At 32.1% G+C, this 21,992-nt stretch carries 18 protein-coding genes; 2 read left to right on the forward strand and 16 right to left on the reverse strand.

The window, feature by feature from the left end:
• Positions 1-12: 12 nt before the first annotated feature.
• The 8 genes from HZC47_10790 to HZC47_10825 all read right to left on the reverse strand — a co-directional run bounded on the left by HZC47_10790 (position 13) and on the right by HZC47_10825 (position 5,912).
• On the reverse strand, positions 13-1,695 hold the full coding sequence (locus HZC47_10790) for a SulP family inorganic anion transporter (GenBank protein MBI5681370.1): 1,683 nt from the start codon (positions 1,693-1,695) through the stop codon (positions 13-15).
• Positions 1,696-1,939: 244 nt separating this feature from the next.
• Positions 1,940-2,110: an LEA domain-containing protein gene (locus HZC47_10795; GenBank protein MBI5681371.1), complete on the reverse strand. Its 171-nt coding sequence runs from the start codon at positions 2,108-2,110 to the stop codon at positions 1,940-1,942.
• 32 nt (positions 2,111-2,142) lie between these two features.
• Positions 2,143-2,700: an Hsp20 family protein gene (locus tag HZC47_10800; GenBank protein MBI5681372.1), complete on the reverse strand. Its 558-nt coding sequence runs from the start codon at positions 2,698-2,700 to the stop codon at positions 2,143-2,145.
• A 314-nt stretch (positions 2,701-3,014) separates the two neighbouring features.
• Positions 3,015-3,254, reverse strand: coding sequence for a PRC-barrel domain-containing protein (locus tag HZC47_10805; protein MBI5681373.1), 240 nt, complete (start codon positions 3,252-3,254; stop codon positions 3,015-3,017).
• A gap of 221 nt (positions 3,255-3,475) precedes the next feature.
• On the reverse strand, positions 3,476-3,637 hold the full coding sequence (locus HZC47_10810) for an AbrB/MazE/SpoVT family DNA-binding domain-containing protein (GenBank protein MBI5681374.1): 162 nt from the start codon (positions 3,635-3,637) through the stop codon (positions 3,476-3,478).
• A gap of 130 nt (positions 3,638-3,767) precedes the next feature.
• Positions 3,768-3,914: a ribbon-helix-helix protein, CopG family gene (locus tag HZC47_10815; GenBank protein MBI5681375.1), complete on the reverse strand. Its 147-nt coding sequence runs from the start codon at positions 3,912-3,914 to the stop codon at positions 3,768-3,770.
• Between the two features lie 354 nt (positions 3,915-4,268).
• On the reverse strand, positions 4,269-5,234 hold the full coding sequence (gene mer, locus HZC47_10820; protein MBI5681376.1) for a 5,10-methylenetetrahydromethanopterin reductase: 966 nt from the start codon (positions 5,232-5,234) through the stop codon (positions 4,269-4,271).
• 255 nt (positions 5,235-5,489) lie between these two features.
• The gene (locus tag HZC47_10825; protein ID MBI5681377.1) at positions 5,490-5,912 is read right to left on the reverse strand and encodes a hypothetical protein; all 423 of its coding nucleotides are present in this window, start codon (positions 5,910-5,912) and stop codon (positions 5,490-5,492) included.
• A gap of 323 nt (positions 5,913-6,235) precedes the next feature.
• Here HZC47_10825 and HZC47_10830 point away from each other — a divergent pair, with 323 nt between their 5' ends.
• On the forward strand, positions 6,236-6,667 hold the full coding sequence (locus HZC47_10830; protein ID MBI5681378.1) for a hypothetical protein: 432 nt from the start codon (positions 6,236-6,238) through the stop codon (positions 6,665-6,667).
• 111 nt (positions 6,668-6,778) lie between these two features.
• Here HZC47_10830 and albA read toward each other — a convergent pair whose 3' ends face one another.
• The 8 genes from albA to HZC47_10870 form a co-directional block, all read right to left on the reverse strand.
• Positions 6,779-7,051: a DNA-binding protein Alba gene (albA, locus tag HZC47_10835; GenBank protein ID MBI5681379.1), complete on the reverse strand. Its 273-nt coding sequence runs from the start codon at positions 7,049-7,051 to the stop codon at positions 6,779-6,781.
• A 171-nt stretch (positions 7,052-7,222) separates the two neighbouring features.
• Positions 7,223-7,525: a hypothetical protein gene (locus HZC47_10840; GenBank protein ID MBI5681380.1), complete on the reverse strand. Its 303-nt coding sequence runs from the start codon at positions 7,523-7,525 to the stop codon at positions 7,223-7,225.
• A gap of 205 nt (positions 7,526-7,730) precedes the next feature.
• Complete coding sequence (locus HZC47_10845) at positions 7,731-9,254, reverse strand: SpoIIE family protein phosphatase (GenBank protein ID MBI5681381.1); 1,524 nt, start codon at positions 9,252-9,254, stop codon at positions 7,731-7,733.
• A 420-nt stretch (positions 9,255-9,674) separates the two neighbouring features.
• The gene (locus HZC47_10850) at positions 9,675-10,088 is read right to left on the reverse strand and encodes an ATP-binding protein (protein ID MBI5681382.1); all 414 of its coding nucleotides are present in this window, start codon (positions 10,086-10,088) and stop codon (positions 9,675-9,677) included.
• A gap of 104 nt (positions 10,089-10,192) precedes the next feature.
• The gene (locus tag HZC47_10855; protein ID MBI5681383.1) at positions 10,193-10,489 is read right to left on the reverse strand and encodes an STAS domain-containing protein; all 297 of its coding nucleotides are present in this window, start codon (positions 10,487-10,489) and stop codon (positions 10,193-10,195) included.
• Positions 10,490-10,552: 63 nt separating this feature from the next.
• A complete protein-coding gene (locus HZC47_10860) occupies positions 10,553-12,295 on the reverse strand; it encodes an ATP-binding protein (protein ID MBI5681384.1) in 1,743 nt (580 codons plus the stop codon).
• 9 nt (positions 12,296-12,304) lie between these two features.
• Positions 12,305-20,164 (reverse strand): amino acid adenylation domain-containing protein, encoded by a 7,860-nt coding sequence (locus HZC47_10865; protein MBI5681385.1) that lies wholly within the window; start codon positions 20,162-20,164, stop codon positions 12,305-12,307.
• A 16-nt stretch (positions 20,165-20,180) separates the two neighbouring features.
• On the reverse strand, positions 20,181-20,846 hold the full coding sequence (locus HZC47_10870; protein MBI5681386.1) for a 4'-phosphopantetheinyl transferase superfamily protein: 666 nt from the start codon (positions 20,844-20,846) through the stop codon (positions 20,181-20,183).
• Positions 20,847-21,093: 247 nt separating this feature from the next.
• On the opposite strand from HZC47_10870, the gene HZC47_10875 reads away from it, so the two are divergent.
• Entirely contained in the window at positions 21,094-21,870 is a 777-nt protein-coding gene (locus tag HZC47_10875; protein ID MBI5681387.1) for a hypothetical protein, read from the forward strand.
• Positions 21,871-21,992: the final 122 nt, after the last annotated feature.

The following is a 21,992-nucleotide window of genomic DNA, read 5'->3' on the forward strand; positions in this document are numbered from 1 at the left end:
AATTATAAGTATCTAAAACTTTTGTTCTGATTCCCATTTTTCAATGCAATCTTCAATACTTAAACAAACTTCTCCTTCCACGATTTCCTGTTCCAGTTTGGTTTTTCTGATGGAATCTCTTAAAGACCCATGCATATTGGCTGCTTTAATTTTAATACATCGACGTTTTAATTCATCGTTAAGTTCTTCCAGCATTTTAATTCCAGAGTAATCAATGAAAGCTGAAGCTTCAAAATCCAGAACAAACAATTTAGTATCTTTATATTTTTTATCTACCAGATCTATAATGGTATTTTTTACACTATCTGTGTTTAGGAATATCTGAGAGCCATCAACCCGGACAATTAGTGTATGGGAGATTATTTCACTTTCAGGGTGGCGTCTTATGTCTAAAAACTGGTCAGTGCCAGGAATACGCCCCAATATGGCGATATCTGGATTGTACATGTTTTTAATTAGCCCCATGATGGATAGTATCACTCCTATAACGATTCCTTCCAATGCACCAAAAAATAACACTGATAATAATGTTACGATGGCAATGGAGAATTCTATCCTGCTGAATTTATAGATAGAACGAAAATGAGGGATGTCAACAAGGGCTTTTATAACAAACAATACGATAGCTGCCAGTATGGTCTCTGGTAAGTTGTAGAAGATGCCTGTGAAAAATAAAAGGACTAATAGAATAAGTAATGCTGATATTCCTCCTGCTAACTGTGTTTTAGCTCCACTTTCGTCATTTACTGCTGTACGTGATAGGCTTCCTCCAATGGGCAGCCCTTGGAAAAGTCCCACGGCCACATTAGATGCTCCTAAAGCCAGCAATTCCTGGTTTCCATCAATTTTATATCTGTATTTGGCAGCATATTCTTCAGCAAATAAATATCCTTCAATGTAGCTAACCAGAAAAACAGTGGCCGCCAGGGTAACTAACACATTAACATCTATTAAGCTGGGATCGGGAATAATCAGGCCAGGTAATCCTTGGGGGATGTAACCAACTAATTTAACACCTAAAGAAGCCAGATTGGTTAAAGTAATAAGTATTATTGATCCTATAACTAGAAACAATGTATTAGGGAGTTTAGGGAACTTTTTAGTGGCTACATATAAGAAAATAATCCCACCTATGCCTATGATCAGGGTGTAGAGATTTGTCTGATCAATATGCATTAAAAGATAATAAATACGCTCGAAGAAATTTCCTGAAGAGCCAGGTATTCCAAATAGTTTAGGGAGCTGTCCAGAAGCAATAAATAAGGCAATACCTGCTAAAAAACCAGTTAAGACAGTTTTAGAAATAAATTTAACTATGAATCCCAACCTTAAAGTCCAGGAAATCAGGGCCAGGGCACCCGCTGCCACTGCAATCAATGAGGCCATCATGAGATATTGGCCAGCACCTGTAATCGCCAAAGAGCCCAGAGTAGCACCAACCAGTATGGAAAGGGTGGAAGTAGGCCCAATTGATAGATGACGGGATGATCCAAGAACCATATAAACTAACAAAGCAACCATGGCGGAATAAAGGCCCACTTCGGGCGGTAAATTTGCCAGAGAAACAAAAGCAATGACTTCAGGAATGGTAAATGCGCCTACGGTAATTCCTGCTATTATATCTGGCCGCAGCCAGTCTTTATTGTAGGATCGAGCCCATTTGGTTATTGGAAAGTATGATGAAAGGTTTTTCATAATATTTGATCCATAATATGATTATAGTACTTTAAAAGTTCCAGATAACATTAGATTTGGCCTTTTTCATATATGAATTTTATTTAAAACAAACCACTTTTCTTTAATTTTTCTGCTATTTATTGTGCTAGTTTATCCATCTTTTCTTTAATTAATTACTAGAAAATGAATTAATTTTATTTTGGTAAAAAAAATTTGATTAAAAATTTAATCAAATAAATACATTTTAACTATTTTATATCATCTAAATTTTATCTTTTATTTTCCCTTTAACTTCTTTACCTTTTCCTTTTATTTTCCCTTCAGCTTCTTTAGCTTTTCCTTTAATTTCTCCTTCCATCTCTTTAGCCTTTCCTTTTATTTTTCCTTCCATTTCCTTAGCTTTTCCTTTAATCTCACCAGTTTTTTCTCCCATAAAATCCCTCCATTGAATTATTTTACAATTGTTTAGTTAATATTAATTTTATGTACTTCTTTTTCTATTTTAGGTAGTTTAATGGTTAAAACGGAGTCTTTAAAATCAGCTGATGCCTCTTTGACCTTTATTTCTGATGGAAGTTTTAGTGTTCTTTTTGTTTCACCGTAACTCCTCTCTTTTTGGATATAATTGATGTCTTGACCTTCACTTTCCTCTTCGAACTTTGCCATGATATCTATACTTTCCCCTGCAATTCCAATGTCTATGTCTTCCTTTGTCACACCAGGAAGGTCTATTTTTAGTATTATGCTATCATTGGTTTCAATAACGTCTGCTAGTGGTTTTTGAGGTGTTGTATAATCTGATAGAGTTTTTCCAACTTCTACTTGCTTTACTTTAATAGTATTCATTATTTCATTCAACAATTTCTCTGCCTGTGTCTTCCTTTTTCCAACTTCTTCTTGCATATCATCTGTTTTGTCCATGACATCTTCTTTCATTTCATTTACTCTATCACTAACATCATCTGTTTTATCAGAGGCACTTGATTTAATGTCACTCATCTTATCTTTCACATCTTCTTGCATATCATCTGTTTTGTCCATGACATCTTCTTTCATTTCATTTACTCTATCACTAACATCATCTTTTTTATCAGATACACTAGACTTGATACCGCCCATCGTATCTTTTACTTTTTCTTGCATATTGTCTGTTTTGTCCATGGCATCGTCCTTCATTTCATTTATCCTATCACTAACATCATCTTTTTTATCAGATACACTGGACTTAATGTCATCCACTTTCTTTTTCACATCTTTTTTATCTACCATCATATCCCCTCTAACTTTTTTTATTTGATAAAAAAAAATAATAAATTAAATTTTCAAACTGCAAATGGTTATTCGGTCTTGAAAACTATGCCTTTAATTAGAACTTTATCGCCAATAGTTTCAATCATTTCATAGGGCACTATTTTTTTATCACCTAAGCCAATTTTTGCCGATATTCCTGCTTCTTTTAAAATAATAGATTTTACAGTGTTGGTTTCAAAATCCCAATCTACATCGTTTACTAATCCCACTTGGTCTCCAGATTCGTCTATAACATCTTTCCCAATCAATTCATCCGATATTTTCATTTTTTTACACTCTCCAACGAATTAATCTCCAATTAAATTTTATAATTGAGTTCTATTTCACCTATAATATCATATGTTCATAGTTACTGTTAAAACCTTTTATTTATGTTGATAGTTATTATTAAATATTTCTATATTTACATATAAAAAAAGATATTTTGCTGCATGAGGAATGATAATCAATTAATTAAAAAATAATGTTTTTTATGAATTTTTTGTATTTAATCACTTTTTACAAGTTTTATTATGAGTCGATGGAAATCTTCATCGTCCATTTCTAAAGTTACTTCATCTCCAACGTGTATATCTACAGCCTTAACCCACTTGGATGGGAGTATGACGTGGTATTTGCCGTTACAATATACTAGTGTGCGTTTTTTCATCTTTTTTCACCATCCTACGAATCAATCGCCAATTTAAAAATAAAAATATATGAATTAAAAATATTAAAAAAAAGATTTTAATGAATTATTTGGGCAACTAAGTGGCCCGGTATTTTAAGGTATTATAAACCTATTTATCATATTTTTCAAGATATTCTGCAATAGCTATCCTTATATGATGGCTGATGGGACTTCCGCCTTTACGCTTAGCATATTCTTTCAAGTGTTCTAATTGTTTTTTATCCAGTTTTAAACCTACAGCTATTTTTTTTGACATAAATAATCAACTCTATTTCATAATTAACATTTTGTGTATTATTATGTACTCATAGCGTATATAATGAGTTACAAGGTTATACAAAATATAGCTTTTATAAACATATAGGTTTATTCAAGATTGGATAATAAACTACTATTTAAGGAATCCTCATTTTAATACACATACTATGTTATATTCACTTGATCGATAAATTCGCAGTAATAAACCACCAACAACAGCAGCTAACGTTATAATCATAAAAAACAAGTAATAATACGTTTCCATGCAAGAACCTCTTTTTTTTTATTGTTAAAAATAGTTAATGGACTCGAATTACTGGAGTATTGTCATATAAATAAAAAAAATGTGTGATTAGAAGTTGTCTATGACTTCTCCTAATAGTTTGATGGATTTTTCTTTATCTGGTCCGATTGGTGAGCCGGCTACGTATTGAGTTACACCCATTTCACCTAGTGCTTCGATTTTTGGTACGAAGTCTGATGGTGTTCCTACTACAGAGAATGCGTCCATGAGTTCGTCAGTGACAGCTCCGATTGCTCCACCGAAGTTTCCTTCACCAAGGAATTCTCCGAATTTAACGCCAGTGTTAGGATCCAACCCGTGTCTTTCGAAAACTGGAGGCGGAGATCCTGCTGCAATGAAGGCAACAACGATTTTTGCTGCGCCTAATGCTTTACCTGCATCGTCATCTATAGAACAGCACGTGTATGCTGCAATATCTACATCGGAGATGGATTTACCTTCTGCTTTTGCTCCTTCTTCTATTAGCGGAACAGCCGCTTCAAAATCTTTAGGATTGGATGCGTTGATTAAAGCACCGTCTGAGAATCCTCCGGCTGTTTTAAGCATCATTGGTCCTTGGGCTCCCATATAAATAGGGATTTTTTCCTGAACTGATTTTACTCCCATGAGGCTTGCGCCAGTTTCGGTTTTTTCACCAGCCATTAAAGTGGTCATCATATCAATGGCGCCTTTTATGGTGCTTACTGGTTTGGTCCATTCAATTCCTAATGCATCGAATGTAGCTTTGTCACCAGGACCGATACCTAAGGTTGCTCTTCCGTTGGATATTTCATCTAAACTTGCAACTGCGGATGCGGTTATGGCAGGACTTCGCACGTAGGGGTTGGTTACACCAGGACCAAGCTTAATGGTTTCAGTTCCTGCTGCAATCAATGCCAATGTTTCATATACATTTTTGTTGTTGTAGTGGTCAGTAATCCACGTGTATTCAAAACCTACATCTTCTGCTAGTTTAACCAGCTTTACAATCTTGTCTATAGGTTCATTTGGAACAAATTCAATACCAAATTTCATACTATTCATTATACCACCTCTGCATGTTACTATGTACTTCATAGTATATATAATGATTTATAATGTTATACAAAATTTAACTTTTAAAGTACCATGAAATACGCCTATCAATGAAGATATGATGAATTTAATTGAAAATTCTTTTTAAACTAAAAACAAAACAATAAAATAAGCTATTTAATCGAAAATAGGTAAAAAGAGATTCATGTAAAAAGAGAATAGAAATTCAGAAATTATAAATTTATTATATTAACCTTATTTGATGGTTGCTAACCAGTTAACTACTTCATCTGCGATATCATCTGAAATATCTTCAATCAGATCTTTTTCACTCCAGCCGCATACTTCTGATTCATCAATATCGCCAACAACATCTTCCATACGTTCCTGGTCACTGTAGGTTCCCATTTCGGATTTACAAAAACTAAAATCATTGTCGTGATTTTCAAAGAGAACATCCCATTTTTTTGTATCTCTAAGCTCCCAATACCAATAATAATTTTTAACAGTTTCTTCTTCGGGGTCCTGCTTATCTGGGTTTTCTTCTTCTTCATAACCAACAATTAACACAATATTATTATCTAAATATATATGTTTTTCCCAAACATCCTTATCTTCGTGCATACGTTCTAATTCTGTTTCTTCTATCATATCTACAAGTTCTTTTTTGTCAATCATTTTTAAATCCCCCAAGATGAAAATATTATACGAAGTTAGACAATAATTACGTTTTTTTCAAGAAACAATTACATTTCTTTATATATATTTATTTATTATCATTAATTAAGATTTTTACATTAGCCTTTACCATTTTTTTGAAACTTTTTTTCCTAAATTAAATATTATTTTATTAAAAGTAATACCAGTAACAAAAAATTTATACCAATAAGAACATAGCGTAATGTATGTTTTTATGGTCATTTCTAGATTTTTTAAATCTTAACATAATTAGTTTTATATTAACATTAATTACCATATGCATAGTTTCTTATGGAGTATACGTGTCCAGAAAAAGTTATAAAATACTTAATACTCACATAAAACTTAAAATTTTAACTGATGAAGAGTCCATAAAGAGCGGAAGTAAAAAAGAGACTATAATTCTATATATAATGAACTTAAGTGATCAAAGTCATGGTATTATAGAGGGAGGATTTATTACAAGAGGTTTAAAGCATAACTTCGGAGATATAAGCCTTAATTTGAATGGAACACCCTTATTTGTTACACATAAACGGATTAATGATCGGGTAGTTCTTGATAAAACTGAAGTTTTTAATTATTTTAACAAGGAAGGTTATAAAGGTAAAATTAAAATAAAGGCTTTTTTAGTGGATGATTTTGGAAATGAATATAGGAGCGATTCTGTAATTCTTAATCTAAACAATATGGAAATTAAATTCGCTAAATTTCATGCATTTAATTTTTTATAATTATGGAAAAGCTTCTTAATATTACAATTTTTTTCAAATTAAGATATTAATCTTTATCTTATAAAATTAAAAAAAAAGATTTTTTTATTTAAGGATCTTCAAGTGTTTCATTTATTTGTTGAGTTGTATTTCAATTGCTGAAACGTTACTGTTTGATCCTTCCCTGTTTGATACTTCTTCTGTGCTGATAGCGATTGATCCAAGTTCTACATCTAAAATAAACTTGTTTCTTACAATTTCTGCTACATCGACTGCTCTCGAAATGGCTCTTCCTCTGGCTTTCAACATTACTTCAGATGTTCCACTGTTCATTTGAGTCACCACAGCTAACACGTAATTCATTACTGGTTTTGTTCCTATGTACACTACATTTTCTTCTGACATCACTTTTACCTCCAAGAAATAATGATTATTATAAGATTTGGCGTATTATTATATACAACCTTCGATTTTAAGGTCATAATAATTGAAAATTTTTGTTTGAGTTTTTAGCAAAATAGAGTTTAAATTTGACTAGGGAATGTTTTTTAAGCTTATATGCGAAAATTATTTATTTTATATTCTTTTATCAGGAATTCTTTGATGATCAGAAGCACCTTTTCCAGGTGTGTCATCAACATACTTTTTAGGTACTTTTTTGGACTTTTTATCTGGTAGTGGCCTTATAAGTCCACGTTCCATAGAATAGCCTTCTTTCAGCAAGTTATCTAAAACTTCCTTGAAATCTGCCCTTGATAATTCAGGGAATTCACGTTTTAAGTTAATATATAATTTTTTTTCAAGATAAACGCCATTATGATCTTTTAAGAGCTCGTTGGCTTTTGTTTCTATTAAGGATAGCTTATCATTATCAGTCATATTTTATCTCCAGGATAACCTCTAATTTAGAGGTTTGTAAATTAATCATTATTTTAATTGTATATGTTTTTTATAAATAATGTATTTTTATTTAGTTTTAATCCAGAACCATATCAGACTTTAATGGGTACTTAAAGTTATCACAGAGAATTTCAGAAGATTACTGAATAAAGTAAAAGCTTTAAAAAAAACTTTTCATGAGTGTTTATTTTTTATATTCCATAATAAGCATTGTAATATCATCAAACTGTTCTCTATCCCTTACAAAAATATTAATTTTATCCTGGACATAAAATAACAACTCTTTAAGACTGGAATCCTTCTTAGTATTCATAATTTTTAGCAACCTTAAATCTCCAAATAATTCATCATCACAATTAATAGCTTCTGTTACACCATCAGTATACAAATAGATTCTATCTCCCTGTTCTAACGTAATCTCCTCTTGATAATATTTGATGTTCTCCATACCTGCTAAAACAAACCCTGGTTTTGATTTTAGCCAATTATAATCTTTATTCGCATGTTTTAAGAGTGGGAGATTATGTCCGGCATTAACATAGGTAAATTTACCAGTTTCTATTTCTAAAATGCCCATCCATGCAGTTACAAACATGTTTTCATCATTTCCTTCACATAACTGATTATTAACTGTTGCAAATACTTCTTCCGGATTTTTTCCAAGTTGTGCCTGGGTTTTAATCAATGTTTTTGCAATTACCATAAATAATGCTGCAGGTACGCCTTTTCCAGAGACATCTGCAATTACAATTGCTAAATGGTTTTCATCTATCAAAAAGAAATCATAAAAATCTCCACCAACCTCTTTTGCAGGTATATTGGTTGCATAAATATCGAATTCATCCTGACCAGGAAAAGCAGGGAATTTTCGAGGTAACATGTCCGCTTGTATTTTTTTTGCAACATTTAACTCTGTATTTATCCTTTCTTTTTCAGCAGTGACTTTTTCCAGGTTTTTAATATATATCTCTAAATCTCTGGTCATTTTTTCAAATGAAAGGGCTAAAATCCCAACTTCACTTTCATCTGTTGCATAATGTTCGAATTTGGATATAATCTGGCTACTATCTGCTATTTTGGAATCGCTAACATAATTTTTGGCAATATCTGATATTGATTCTATGGGGGTTGTGATATTTTTTTCTATGTACCATAAAAATCCGATTGAAGAGATATAAAAAACAGAAAGTATTAGAGTAATGTTTAAGTAAACAGACTCCCAAAACCCGTTTCCTATAGCCGAAACAGTAAAAAATGATCTAATCCCTGTTAATATGGCAATAATCGTGCCAATAATAATAAAAATTACAATTAACTTTTCTGTTAGGGAGATCTTTATTTCAGCTGTCTTTTCCTTTACTTCTTTCGTAATTGGCTTGAAAACATATGCTGCAATTAACAAATAAAATATAATTCCTATAGTCATTCCCCAAGTGTCAGTTGCAGTAACTACTGAATAGATACCATAAATGATACCAATTATAGCTGCCGTTATCAGCATTCCGTCAAATATGTTAGGTGGTATCAATATCTTCTTTGTTTTACTTGGTTTATACATTGAAATACCATAAAGATTAGCTCCAATGATAATTAAAGTTCCCAAAATTATAGAAAAATCAAAGTTATTAAATGCAAATATCAATGTTGTAAACGAAACTAAGTTATATAGTCCTAATCCGTCCATTAAAAATCCAAGTAATCCTGCCATGATAGATGAAGTTATAAATATGATTATTACAAATTTTGTTAGATTTTTCACAGTATTTAATCGTGGTAGGCTGTTATCTTCACCAATATTCCATGTGTACCATAATTTGTAAGGGATATAGCCATACAGGAACTGTGCAATAAAACTAACAATATAGATTTCTGGAGGGTAGCCTGCTATTAAATCTGATGCCAAATTTCCAAGAGCTGCCCCTGCTGCTCCCCATGGGCCAAAAACCAACCCTAAAGCAGGAGGTAATGCACTGGCAGGACGTAATTCTGTTACAGAGATTATTTGAAAGAAATAATGAAATGGAACTGTTAAAATAAAAGTGATTAAACTGGAAATAACTAATCGCTTAACATTGGATTTAATGCCAGAATTATTCATTTTAATCAGTATATCCTCTTTAATAAGCATCTAACTATTTAATTTCTTTTGAATGGTTAAAATATTCTTTCCATCCTTATATTCATATGCAATATTGTCCACGTTCTTTTTAATCAGGAGAATTCCTAATCCTCCAACTTTTTTTTCTTTTATTTCCAAAGAAATATCGGAATTTTCATTTTTTAATGGATTATATGGGATTCCACAGTCTATAAACTGTACTGTAATCTGTAAAGGATTTTTATTTATATTACAGCAAATTAATACTTCTCCATCTTCTGATTCATAAGCATAATTTGCAATATTTACATATGCTTCTTCAATTGAAAGTTCAAGCTGCAATAGTGCTTTTATATTGTACTCTACAGAATCTAATTCTTTAATTACAAAATCCAATACATTCTGTAGGTTTTCTATTTTTGCAGGTACTGTTATTTTATTCATAAATACCTATCTTTTCTAAATTTGTTACTATTTGGAAAATTACAATATTATAACCAATTACAGTAATATTTTAGTTTATATCCTGATTTATATATCATTTAACGTTATCTAATTGTTAAAATATCTATAAATCCTGTAGCTTCAAAAACTTCCATAACGAAATCATTTACATTCTCAATTACCATATTACCTTGCTTATTCATTACTTTTTGTGTTGAAAGAACTACACGAAGTCCTGCACTTGAAATATATTTTAATTCTTCAAAATCCAAAACCAATTCTGTAACATTTGGAAGATCTTTTTTTAACTCGTTTTCTAACTCCGGTGCTGTGTTAGTGTCCAGTCTACCGTCTAATCTAATTATTAACTTATCTTCTTCTAATATTTTATCAATATTCATGATTTTCCCCCTATATGAACTTTTTAGATATTTTACAATAAATCTATTAAAAAGCTAATTATTCTATCTCTTTATTGTAATAACTGTACTGTTTAAACCTATAAGTCTGGCATAACTTATATTATCTGCCATCTTTTGTAATACATCAATATTTTCAAATGAATCTTTTTCTTCAGCCAAATAAGTTGATGGATTAAATTCAACCCCTGAATCTTTAAAAGAAATTGTTATTTCATCTTCTCCTATTTTGGATATAATATCAATACATTCTATTTCATTATGATTATATTTTATTGTATTTACAGCCATCTCCTCAATGGTAAGACCTATACGTAATGCTATTTTTTCATCTACCCCATTTTCTTTTGCAAAGTTAATCAATTTTTCAGATAATCCTACTGCATCATCAATGGAATTTTCTATGGTCACATCCAGAGTAGGTGCATCCTCATGATTTCCCAATAAGAAAAATCCTGAAAGCTTCCCATGGGAGCGTTTAGCAATTGTCTTTGTTACAAAGTATATCATTATAATTGTGACTATTTCAGCTATTAAGAATGATATCCAAATCCCATCAGCACCCATAACTCCAGAGAGTATATATGCAGATATTACAGGGATTAAAAGGCCTTCTGTTAATGAAATTATAAATGATAGTTTCTTTCTAAGTATTGCCTGTGTATAGAACATCATTAAAAATGTTATACCTGTACCGATAATACTTAATGAAAATATTCGTATAGCGTTGATTCCCACAGCAATGTCGACTGGATCGTTTACACCGAATAAATTTAATAATGTGGTGGGGAATGCCAGTAATATTATTGTAAATACAGTTCCTGATAATAAAACTATTTTAAGGGATCTGTTAATAGTGAATTTTACTCCTGAATAATCTTTTTCTTGGAAGTATATGGAGACTATAGGGGACATTGATTGAGCAGTTCCAATTAAAAATATGTATATTATAAAAAGACAGTTGTAACACACTGCAAAGGCTGTTAAACCAGGTTTACCTATTACAAGGAATATGAGTGTATTGAAAAAGAATAGTTTTAAAGTTAAGAATAGTTGTCCAGATGCTGCAGGGAATCCTGATGATATAATATCCCATATTGAGGATAATTTACATTTTGTTAGGGATATTAGGTGTAATGTCCGATCTTTAGCAAAGAAATATTGCATTACAAATATAGTGCCGACTGTGTATCCGGTTATTGTAGCAAGAGCAGCTCCTTGTATATCCATACCTAAAACTAATATATAAAATAGGTCCATTATTAGGTTCACCACATTTGCAAGTAGAAGAGCATAAAATGATAGCCTAGGTTTCCCGTCTGCTCGTATAAAATAGGCAATTCCCATTAAAATAAATAGGAAAGGTGATCCTAAGAGATATACTCCTAAAAATTTCTTAACCAATATTGCAAGTGCGGGATTGGTGGTGAGTGCACCAACAATGTTATTTAGGAAGAGTAGTCCGAAAACAGAGAACATTAATCCAATAATTAATAACATGAGCATGGAAATGGTAAAATACATGTCTCCTTTTTCTTCTTTTCGCTCTGCTTTTGAAACAGATGCAAGTAGAGAACCTCCTAAACCAACCATCCAATAAATCAAATTAATAAATGTGATTATTGGAGCAATAAGGGCCATAGCGGAAATATTAATTGGTCCTAAGAAGTTACCTACCATTAAAGTGTCTACAAACGTACTTATGTTCATAGCCATTGACATCAATAAAGTAGGTAAGAAAAATTCCTTAAATTTTTCAGATATTAATTTATAATTTCTTTCGTACATTTGGGCTCCTCAATTAAAGAAATTCATCTCTTTAAGGTACTGTATAAACATTACAAGGTATTCATCACTTATTAAAGGCCATTTATATCCTAAACGATATAAAATTTGTATTGTATAATTATTTACAACAGAAACCAGGGCACGCCCTTTACCTTTACCCATACCAACAGCAGTTACAAGTCCTGAAATTGCTTCTTGTTTTGATTCATCTTCCATAGCTTCAGCAAATGCAATTTTAAATTCATCTTCTTCTGCACCTTCAATGTCAAGGCCCACCGAATTCATGATTTCTATAATATCGGCAATGTAGATATTGTGGTTATTGTAAGTATGGAATAATGTACATTCTTTAGGAGTTCTTGCTAATGTTAAAATTGCTCTTGCAGTACTATCTATTGGTGTAAGCTCTACTTCTCCTCCTAATGTAGAGTAAGGTACTTTTCCAATGGCACCATATGCCTTTAAACGGTTAATAAACCCATTAGTTTCAAAGTTAATCTGGAATTCACTATCTGATTGTCTGGCCATTAGATTACCGGCACGCATAATTTTACCGTTCAATCCGTTACTAACAGCTTCTAATACAACACGTTCAGCTTTGAATTTACTGCTAAGATACTTATTATCCAATGCCTGGCCCACATATAATGTTTGTTCATCAAATATAGTGTCTAATGGTGGGAAATTATCTACACTTTCTCCAGCAACACTTGTTGTTGAAACCTGTATAAATTTACAACCTTTCTGCATGCAGAATTCAACACCATTAACCACACCACCTATGTTAATATCTTCAATTTGAGTTCCTGAAGCGAAATGCTTTACATTTGCAGCACAATTAATAACAGTGTCTATAGGAAGCGGTAAAGACTTTTCAAAGTCAGATTTATTTGTAATATCTCCTTCGATTATATGAATCCGCAAACCAAACAACTCTTCATAATTTTTACTGAAGTAATAGAAGAGAAGGGTTTTTAAACGTTCTTCAGGAGTTGTACGCCTTCCTTTTCTAAGCATACAGTAAATAGAGCCTGTTTCGTTTTCTAAGAAGTCATGTAAAACATGTATTCCTAAAAATCCAGTTGCACCAGTAAGTAAAACATTTCCAAGCTCCTCTTTTTCTCCATTTACAAAATTCTCTATAGTATTTTTTTCTAAAATCTCATTAATGCTGTCGTATGAATAATCTTCATGTTCTTCTGCAGATTCTTCTGCACCTGTTATGAAATTAGCTAAATCACGAGGAGTAGGATGTGCAAAAACATCACCATACTTTATTTCATATCCTTCATTCATTGCTTCAATTGTAATTTTAGTAACTAAAAGCGATGTACCTCCTAAATCAAAGAAATTATCAGTTGCCCCTATTTTAGGCATACTTAATATCTCCTGGAATATTTCTGCAAAGAATTCCTCAACATCATTTTCTGGAGCAACATAATCTTTCTCTGCTAAAACAGGTTCTGGAAGCGCTTTAACATCAGTTTTACCATTAGGAGTTTGAGGTAACTCATCAATTTGCATAAATATTGTGGGAACCATATATTTAGTTAATCTCTTCTTTAATTCATCCCTTAAACCATCAACACTGATTTCATGGTCACCAGTGAAATATGCACATAAATGATCATTAGATTGTACCTGTTTAACAACTACAACAACAGATTTGACACCATTATACTCTGAAATTGCATTTTCAATTTCGCCAATCTCAATCCTCAATCCTCGAAGCTTAATTTGATTATCAAGCCTGCCTAAAATGGAATACTCACCATTCTTTTCTTTCTTGGCAAAGTCTCCAGTTCTATAATAACTACGACCATCAATCATCACAAAACTCTTATCGGTAAGTTCATCTTTATTCCAGTAACCTCTAGAAACCCCCACACCAGCTACATACAATTCGCCCACAACACCAGAAGGCAAAGGATTACTATCCATATCCATAACTCTTTCAGCAACGTTTAATAATGGTTTACCAACAGTAATGTTATCGTCAGGGACGTGTTTGGTGTTACATGAAATTGTGGTTTCTGTTGGACCATATACATTGTATATTTCTCCATCAGTACAATTTTGGAGCATTTTATGTAATTGTAAAGGATATTTCTCTCCAGCTACAGTAATCACCGTACAATCAGCTAATACATCACTTATACCATCAATTTCCAAATATTGTAGCATTCGGGAAGGTGTTGCACTAAAAGAATCTGCATTTGTCCGTTTGAATAATTTTATAAGCTCTAATGGATTGTTAGCTTCTTCCTCATTGGCAAAGACCAAAGTCACACCATTCATAAGGGGAATAAAGGCTTCATGTAGGAAAAGATCAAAAGATACAGTTGCTATAGAAATGATTTTATCTACTTTATTAACAAAGGCATGTGCATAGCAATTTTCCGGGTCAGGAGATACATAATTTGTTATGTTATCATGAGTTAACATTACTCCTTTTGGGTTTCCTGTAGAACCAGATGTATAAATGAGATAACATAGATTTTCAGGTGATAATTCAGGATTTGGATTTTCTTCGTTCTCTTCCTGGAGTAATTCATCAATATCCAATGCATTAGGTATATCTGCCTTGGTAATGATATATTTTGCATTACTATCCTCTAAAACATATTCTATCCTATCTTCTGGAAATTCAGGGTCAACAGGAATGAATGCACAGCCTGCTTTCATAATACCCAGTATGGTGGCGATAAGGCGGCTGTCACGTTTTAACATGAACATAATTCTATCTTCAACATTTACGCCAAGTTTAATCAGGGCATTGGCAATACGATTAGCTTTTTTATTTAATTCATCATAAGTAAACTCCCCGTCTTCAGCGATTAAAGCAATTTCATTTTTATGTAATTCTGCCTGTTTTTCAAAGACTTTATTCAATAATTGTTCTTCCACAGGGTTTATTTTGAAGTCTTCAGCATCTTCTTTGTCTATAATGGAAATATCTTTAATTAATGCCTTAGGATTTTCCATTAACTTATCTAAAACAATATTAATGCTTCTAATAAATGTCTCTATTAAATATTCAGAATAAAGGGCGTCATTATACTGTGAAAATATATTAAAGCTCTCACCAGTATCTACAATGTTAACACTTAACTTAAATTTCAGTGCTTCGTATTCTAAGCTTTCACGTTCTACAGTACGGCCATTAATGGTTATATCTTCAATAATTTTTCCATGATAGGCATATAAAAAGTCAGGGAACATGTCATATTTATCAGAAATCTTTGTAAATGGATAACATTCATATTTTAGTACATCTAACCAGATATTTTCCACATAAGCAAAATAATCTGTTGCCTGCATATCACTATTTATATTTAAAGGAACAGGCAATGTTTTTACCATCATAGCAAGACTATTTTGAAATTGTGGATTACCTCTACCATTAGAAATTGTAGAAATCAGAATATCTTTATGATATACAAATTTACTCAATGTAAATACAGTTGCTGCTAAAAATAGATTATTAGGAGTAATTGCATTATCTTTACAGAAATTTTCAACCATTTGTTTATCTAAAGAAACACTATACTCTCCTAATTCGCCATCTTCTTCTTTTCCAGTTAAATCTGGAGTAATAATTGTTGCACTATCATAATTAGGGATTCTATTTGCAAAATATGATTCTGCTTCGCGATATAACTCACTATTTTCAACTGCAAGCTCCTCTAAGCTAAAATCAAAACCATTATACTCCTCGTTGTCTACAATTCCGCCATCATATATACTTGCAAGATCATTAAAGAGGATATTCAAAGAAGTACCATCCACAATTATATGGTGGAAATCAGATAACAAACAGATTTCATGGGGACTTTCATAAATTTCAAACCTGAATAAAGGCCCATCAAATAAAGAGAATGGTTTTATAAAGTCTTTTATAACTGCATCATTAACTATTCCTTCTTTAATGTTTACATTGGCCTTAAAGTCGTCACGCCGTTCTTGATATATTTCACCCTCTCTCATAACAAACCTTGTTTTAATATAGGGATGTTTCTCAATAACGTCTAATATGGCAGTTTTTAGTTTCAGAGGGTCGATATCTTTCTTGAAACGTATACATTTAGGAAGATTATAGGTTAATTTCTCCGGATTTTTAACACAATCGAAGTATACACCTAACTGATTTTGAGTTAAAGGATAGAAATCCTGTATCGCGTAGTGTTTTTTGCTAACGCTGGATGATGCTGAAACTTCATTTGCAATTTCCCGTATAGTTCTAGCCCTCATAATGTTGGTTACATTAACATTAACGCCAAATTTCTTTGAAATCTTGGCAACTAACTTTAAAACAGATAAAGAAGTAAGACCTAACTGGAACAAGTCTGTTATTACACCAAAATCAGTTGTATCTAAAATCTCAGAACACATATCAAAAATATCTTTTTCTAAATCAGTTTCAGGAGATATAATTTCATCAAGCCCATAATCATCCATTTCAGGGGCAGGGAAATTCATTAAATCTGCCTTTCCATTAGGAGTCATAGGGAAAGCATCCATTCTAACAAAATAGGATGGGACCATATATGAAGGTAGTGTATCTATAAGATTATTCCTTAAATCATTAATATCAATTTCATCATCCTCAATAAAGTAAGCACATAAATGTTCAGTATCCTTCACATTTTTAACCAATACAATCACGGATTTAATTCCATTGTACTCTGTGATGGCGTTTTCAATTTCACCAAGCTCAATTCTTAAACCCCTAAGCTTAATCTGGTTATCCATACGACCTAAAACATATAATTCACCAGTACTATCCCTTTTTGCCAAGTCCCCAGTGTTATAATAACGAAGACCATTATACATGATAAAACGCTCTTTAGTTAGCTCCTCTCTATTCCAGTAACCTCTGGCAACACCTGCACCAGCTACATAAAGCTCACCTACAACATTATAAGGCAAAGGATTAGCATCCATGTCCATAACTCTATCAGTAACATTTAAGAGAGGAACACCAGCAGAAATATCGTCACTGGTTATGAGTTTCCCGTGGGATGCAATTGTAATTTCAGTTGGACCATAGGAATTGTAAATTTCAGCATCAGTGTACTTTGAAAGGGTGTTATAGAGCTGTGGAGGGAAGCCTTCTCCCCCTACAATTATCACATTGCATCGGGGAACTGTTTTTTGTATTTCCTCAATTTCTAAGTACTGTAATAATCTGGTTGGCGTTGCCCCAAATGCATCTGCATCAGTTTTATCAAATAGCTTTACAAGCTCTAAAGGATTAATAGACTGTTCTTCATTGGCAAAAACAACAGGCATACCATTGGTAATTGTTGCAAAAATCTCACGTAAAAATACAATAAATGAAACAGTAGATATTGAAATCATCTTATTTGATTTAGTTAATAAAGCATGGATTGGAATGTTTTCAGGGTGTGGAGACACGTAATTGGTGATACCTCCATGAGTTAACATTACTCCTTTAGGTTTTCCAGTAGAACCAGAAGTATAAATGAGATAACACAAGCTTTCAGGAGTTAATTCGGGGTTTGGATTCTCCTCGTTGTCTTCCTGGAGTAACTCATCAACATCTAATGCATTAGGCATATCTGCCTTTGTTATAATATATTTTGCATCACTATCTTCTAAAACATGCTTAATTCTTTCTTCAGGGTATTCTGGGTCAACAGGAATAAAAGCACAACCTGCCTTTATAATACCAAGCACAGCAGCAATAAGACGGCTGTCACGTTTTAACATAAACAATATTCTGTCTTCAACTTCCACGCCACGATTAATCAAGGCGTTAGCTATACGATTAGCTTTTCTATTTAACTCATCATAAGTAAACTCGCCATCTTCAGCAATTAAAGCAATTTCATCCTTACTTTGCTCTACTTGCTTTTCAAAAAGCTTATTTAGTAATGGTTCTTCCACAGGGTTCATCTTGAACTCTTTTTCTTTTCCATCATCTTCTAAAATAGAAATATCTTTTAGTCGCGCCTCAGGATTTTCCATTAACTTAAATAACAGAGTGTTAATGCTTTCTGTGAATGTATCCATTAGTTCTTTAGAGTAGAACGCATCATTATAATTGGAAATTATTTTAAACTCATTATCATCATTATTATCTTCAATACAAACAGTGAGTTTAGGTGGTTTGAAATGCCCTTGATTTATATTGCCTGATAAGCCGTAGACATATAAAAATTCAGGTAAAATATAATTTAAACTTGAAATCCGGGTAAAAGGATAATAATCATAATCTAAAACATCCAGAAGAGAATCCTGCAGGCTTGTTAAATAATCATTCACAGTTTTATCAGTATCAATATTTACACCAAAAGGTAATTCCTGACCTATATGAAGGTTATTAGAGATAATGCCAATTAAAATATCTTTATTAAACACAAATTTAGCTAAAGCAAACAGTGTAGCTCCTAAAAACAGGTTGTTAGGAGTAATTACATTATCTTTACAGAAATTTTCTATATTTGATTTATCAAGAGAGATAGAACTCTCCTTCAAGACTCCCTCTTCTTCTTTTTTATCTTTAATGTCTGATGAGATGGCTGTTGCACCATCACTGTTTTGCATCATGTTTTTGAAATATGTAGAAGCATCATAGAATTCGCTTGTTTCTATTTCAAACTCATCACAGGTCTTATCAGGATTATCTGCAATATCATACAGCAATTTTTCAATATTATCTACCATATGCGTGATTTGAGCATCGGAAAAACAGTCTTTGTTATATTCAACCAGTAAAAGCTGTAAACCATCTTTATCTTTTAGGGATGGATTTACACGGATATGAAAAGGAAATTCGCTTTTAGAGTTATTAATCAGGTATTCTACATTTGCATCTGTGGAATTGGATACCATAGAATACATGGAAAGCATTGCAGGATCTATGCCTTTTTGCTGTAATTTTGCACTGTACATATTAAAAGATAACTTACCATGGGTCAGACCAGCTTTTAGCACCGATTTTGTGTATAATAAGACATCTTTAAATGTTCTGTTTTTATCATAGTCCAATTTAAGAGGCATCATATTTACAAACATGCCTAACATATCATGGATTTTTTCTCCAAAATCCCTACCATGGTATACGCTGTTCCAGACCATTTCATCGCTGCAGTTACTTTTTGCAAAGTATAATGATACAGCAGATAATGCTAATACAAATGTAGATATCCTTACACCATTAACTGAGGATAATTCCTTTAATTTATCGCGTAATTCTGGTTTTAGATGGAAATAATTTCTTTTAATGCTTAGATCATCAGATGAATACCAATCCTTTGAATATCCATCTAAATTAGAAAGCCAAAATTCTTCATCCGCTTTAGCTTCTTCGCTTTTAAGGTATTCTTTTTCTTTTTTAACATATACTTCGTATGAAATATCGGATGGTTTGTATTTTTCTCCTTTTTTTAAGGCTGATACACAATCTGTGAGGTTATTTGCAAAAATATTTACAGAAGTTCCATCAATGATTAGATGATGTGCACGACCAAGCACAATAAGTTCTTTTCTTGTTTTAATGAGTAAAAACTTGTAAAGGGATGCATCAAAGATTTCCTTAAAAGGCGTTAGTGAAAAGGATTTTATAAAATCATTAATTTCATCTTCACTCTTATCCTGCATATCTAAATATGAAAATAAATCCCTATCATCAGCATAATACTGCATAAAATTCATATCTTCATCTTTGGTTATGCGCAGGCGAAGATTTCCACCTATGCAGGTATCTAAAGCTTTTTTTACATATTCTTCATCAAAAAGTGGAAATTTAGATTTAAATGGAACAATATAAGCTTCATTACCAGGGTTACTAATCTCTGTTATAATAGTCCTTTTTTGTGCATTTGATAAATCAAAGAAATCCATATATGTCCAACTCCTTTTATGCAGTTTCTCCTATTTTTTCATGATTTACGTTTTCAATATCCTCTAGATTTATTAAAATAGGTTCAGTGATCTTGTTTTTTGAGCATATGCCCAGCATGTATTCTCCACCACAAACATTCCATAATCCCAATTTAACTGTATTATCCTTATGTATAAGTTTTATTTCATCATCAATTTCAATAGAAAATTCATCAAGGGGAAGATGAAATCCTAAGCCTGTCATTTTCATATAACTCTCTTTTAAGACCCATAAACTAAAAAAAGCTTCTTTTTTGTTGCTGTTATTTAAAATATATTCATATTCGCTTCCAAAAAAATAACGCTCGGCCACATTTAAATCTACTTCATCAACGTATTCAATATCCACACCAACAGGAGAATTACTAACTGCACAGGCCACATATTCCTCTGAATGAGACAGGTTAAAATGAATATCAGAATAATTTTTTAAATAGGGCTTACTATATTTATCCACGTCAAATATTGGATCATAGATGCCCATTTCACCTAATGCATGGTTTAGGAGAATTTCCACACCAAGAGATAATTGTTTGTCTTTTTGGTGGAAATACCTATCGGCCTTTTTTAGCCTCTCGGAGGATACAGAACCCTGCAATTTGTTGAAATCAAGCTTGGATACGTCCATGTAGTATAACAACATTTTATTCACAATCAGAATATGCCTATCAACGTATATATACTTGATTTATGTAATATTGTCAGTTAATACTGTTGGGGTATTATGTCTTCTGTAATTTTAAAAAAAGAATATTTGTGTTTTTAATGGGTTTAAAAAAGATTTAGTTGTTAAGACGGTTTTCAAGTGCTGCCTTATAGGAAAGCTTATATTATTTTCAATCAATTTATTATTAGATATCTAAATAAATATTATTCTAAGATGTGATTAAATGGAATATCAAGAAAATATTGTTGCATATATAGATTTTTTAGGAGTATCCAGCGATTTAATGTCCGTTGAACATGATATGAGTCATCTTATGGGTAAAAAGATCATGTTTGACGCTATTCGAAATTTAATTACAGACACTATTAGGGAAGTTATAGGGGATAGTATAACTCTTTATTGGATGTCAGACTCCTTAATTTTGTCTTCTCCTTTATTGTTTAGCATTGAAGAACCGTTAGAAGAAAAAATAAAATATATTGAAGATACTTTTTATAAAATATCTGTAGGTGCAGGTATTTGCCAATGTATATCTGCATGTCAAATATATTTTGCTAGAGGAGGCATAGCTATGGGTCCAATGATCTCAAGTAAGGTTAGCGAGGAGCCATTTGGAACGGGTTTAGTTAGGGCTACTGAACTAGAGAAAGAACTAGCTGATTTTCCAAGAATAATATCATCTGCTATACTTAGCCCTTTTGCATTGAAATTAAAAAATCCAATTAATGATATGAAAATGTATGTATTTGATATTAATTTACCTTTTATTGATTATTTATCGTTTGCTGAATATGCACATGGTGAAGGAGTAGATAGGGGCGATGGTCCTGTTAGATTAATGTTAGCTGGCCATGCTGAAGGAGTACATGATTTAGTGATTAAGTCAAAAAAGAATCCAACTCTTCGCGGGAAAGCAAAATGGCTTTTAACTTATCATAATCTACATATTGAAAAACGTGGGGGTTTCAGCGATCTTATAGTTGATCTAACAATAGATTAATACATTTTAATATTTTGAATTAACGAACAATATTAGAATTTAAAAAATTTTTATGAAGTAAATTTAATCTAATCACATGTTCTCATATAAAACAACGATTAACCCTACTAAAATTAAACCAA

Source organism: Methanobacterium sp. (assembly GCA_016222945.1).
GTDB lineage: Archaea > Methanobacteriota > Methanobacteria > Methanobacteriales > Methanobacteriaceae > Methanobacterium_D.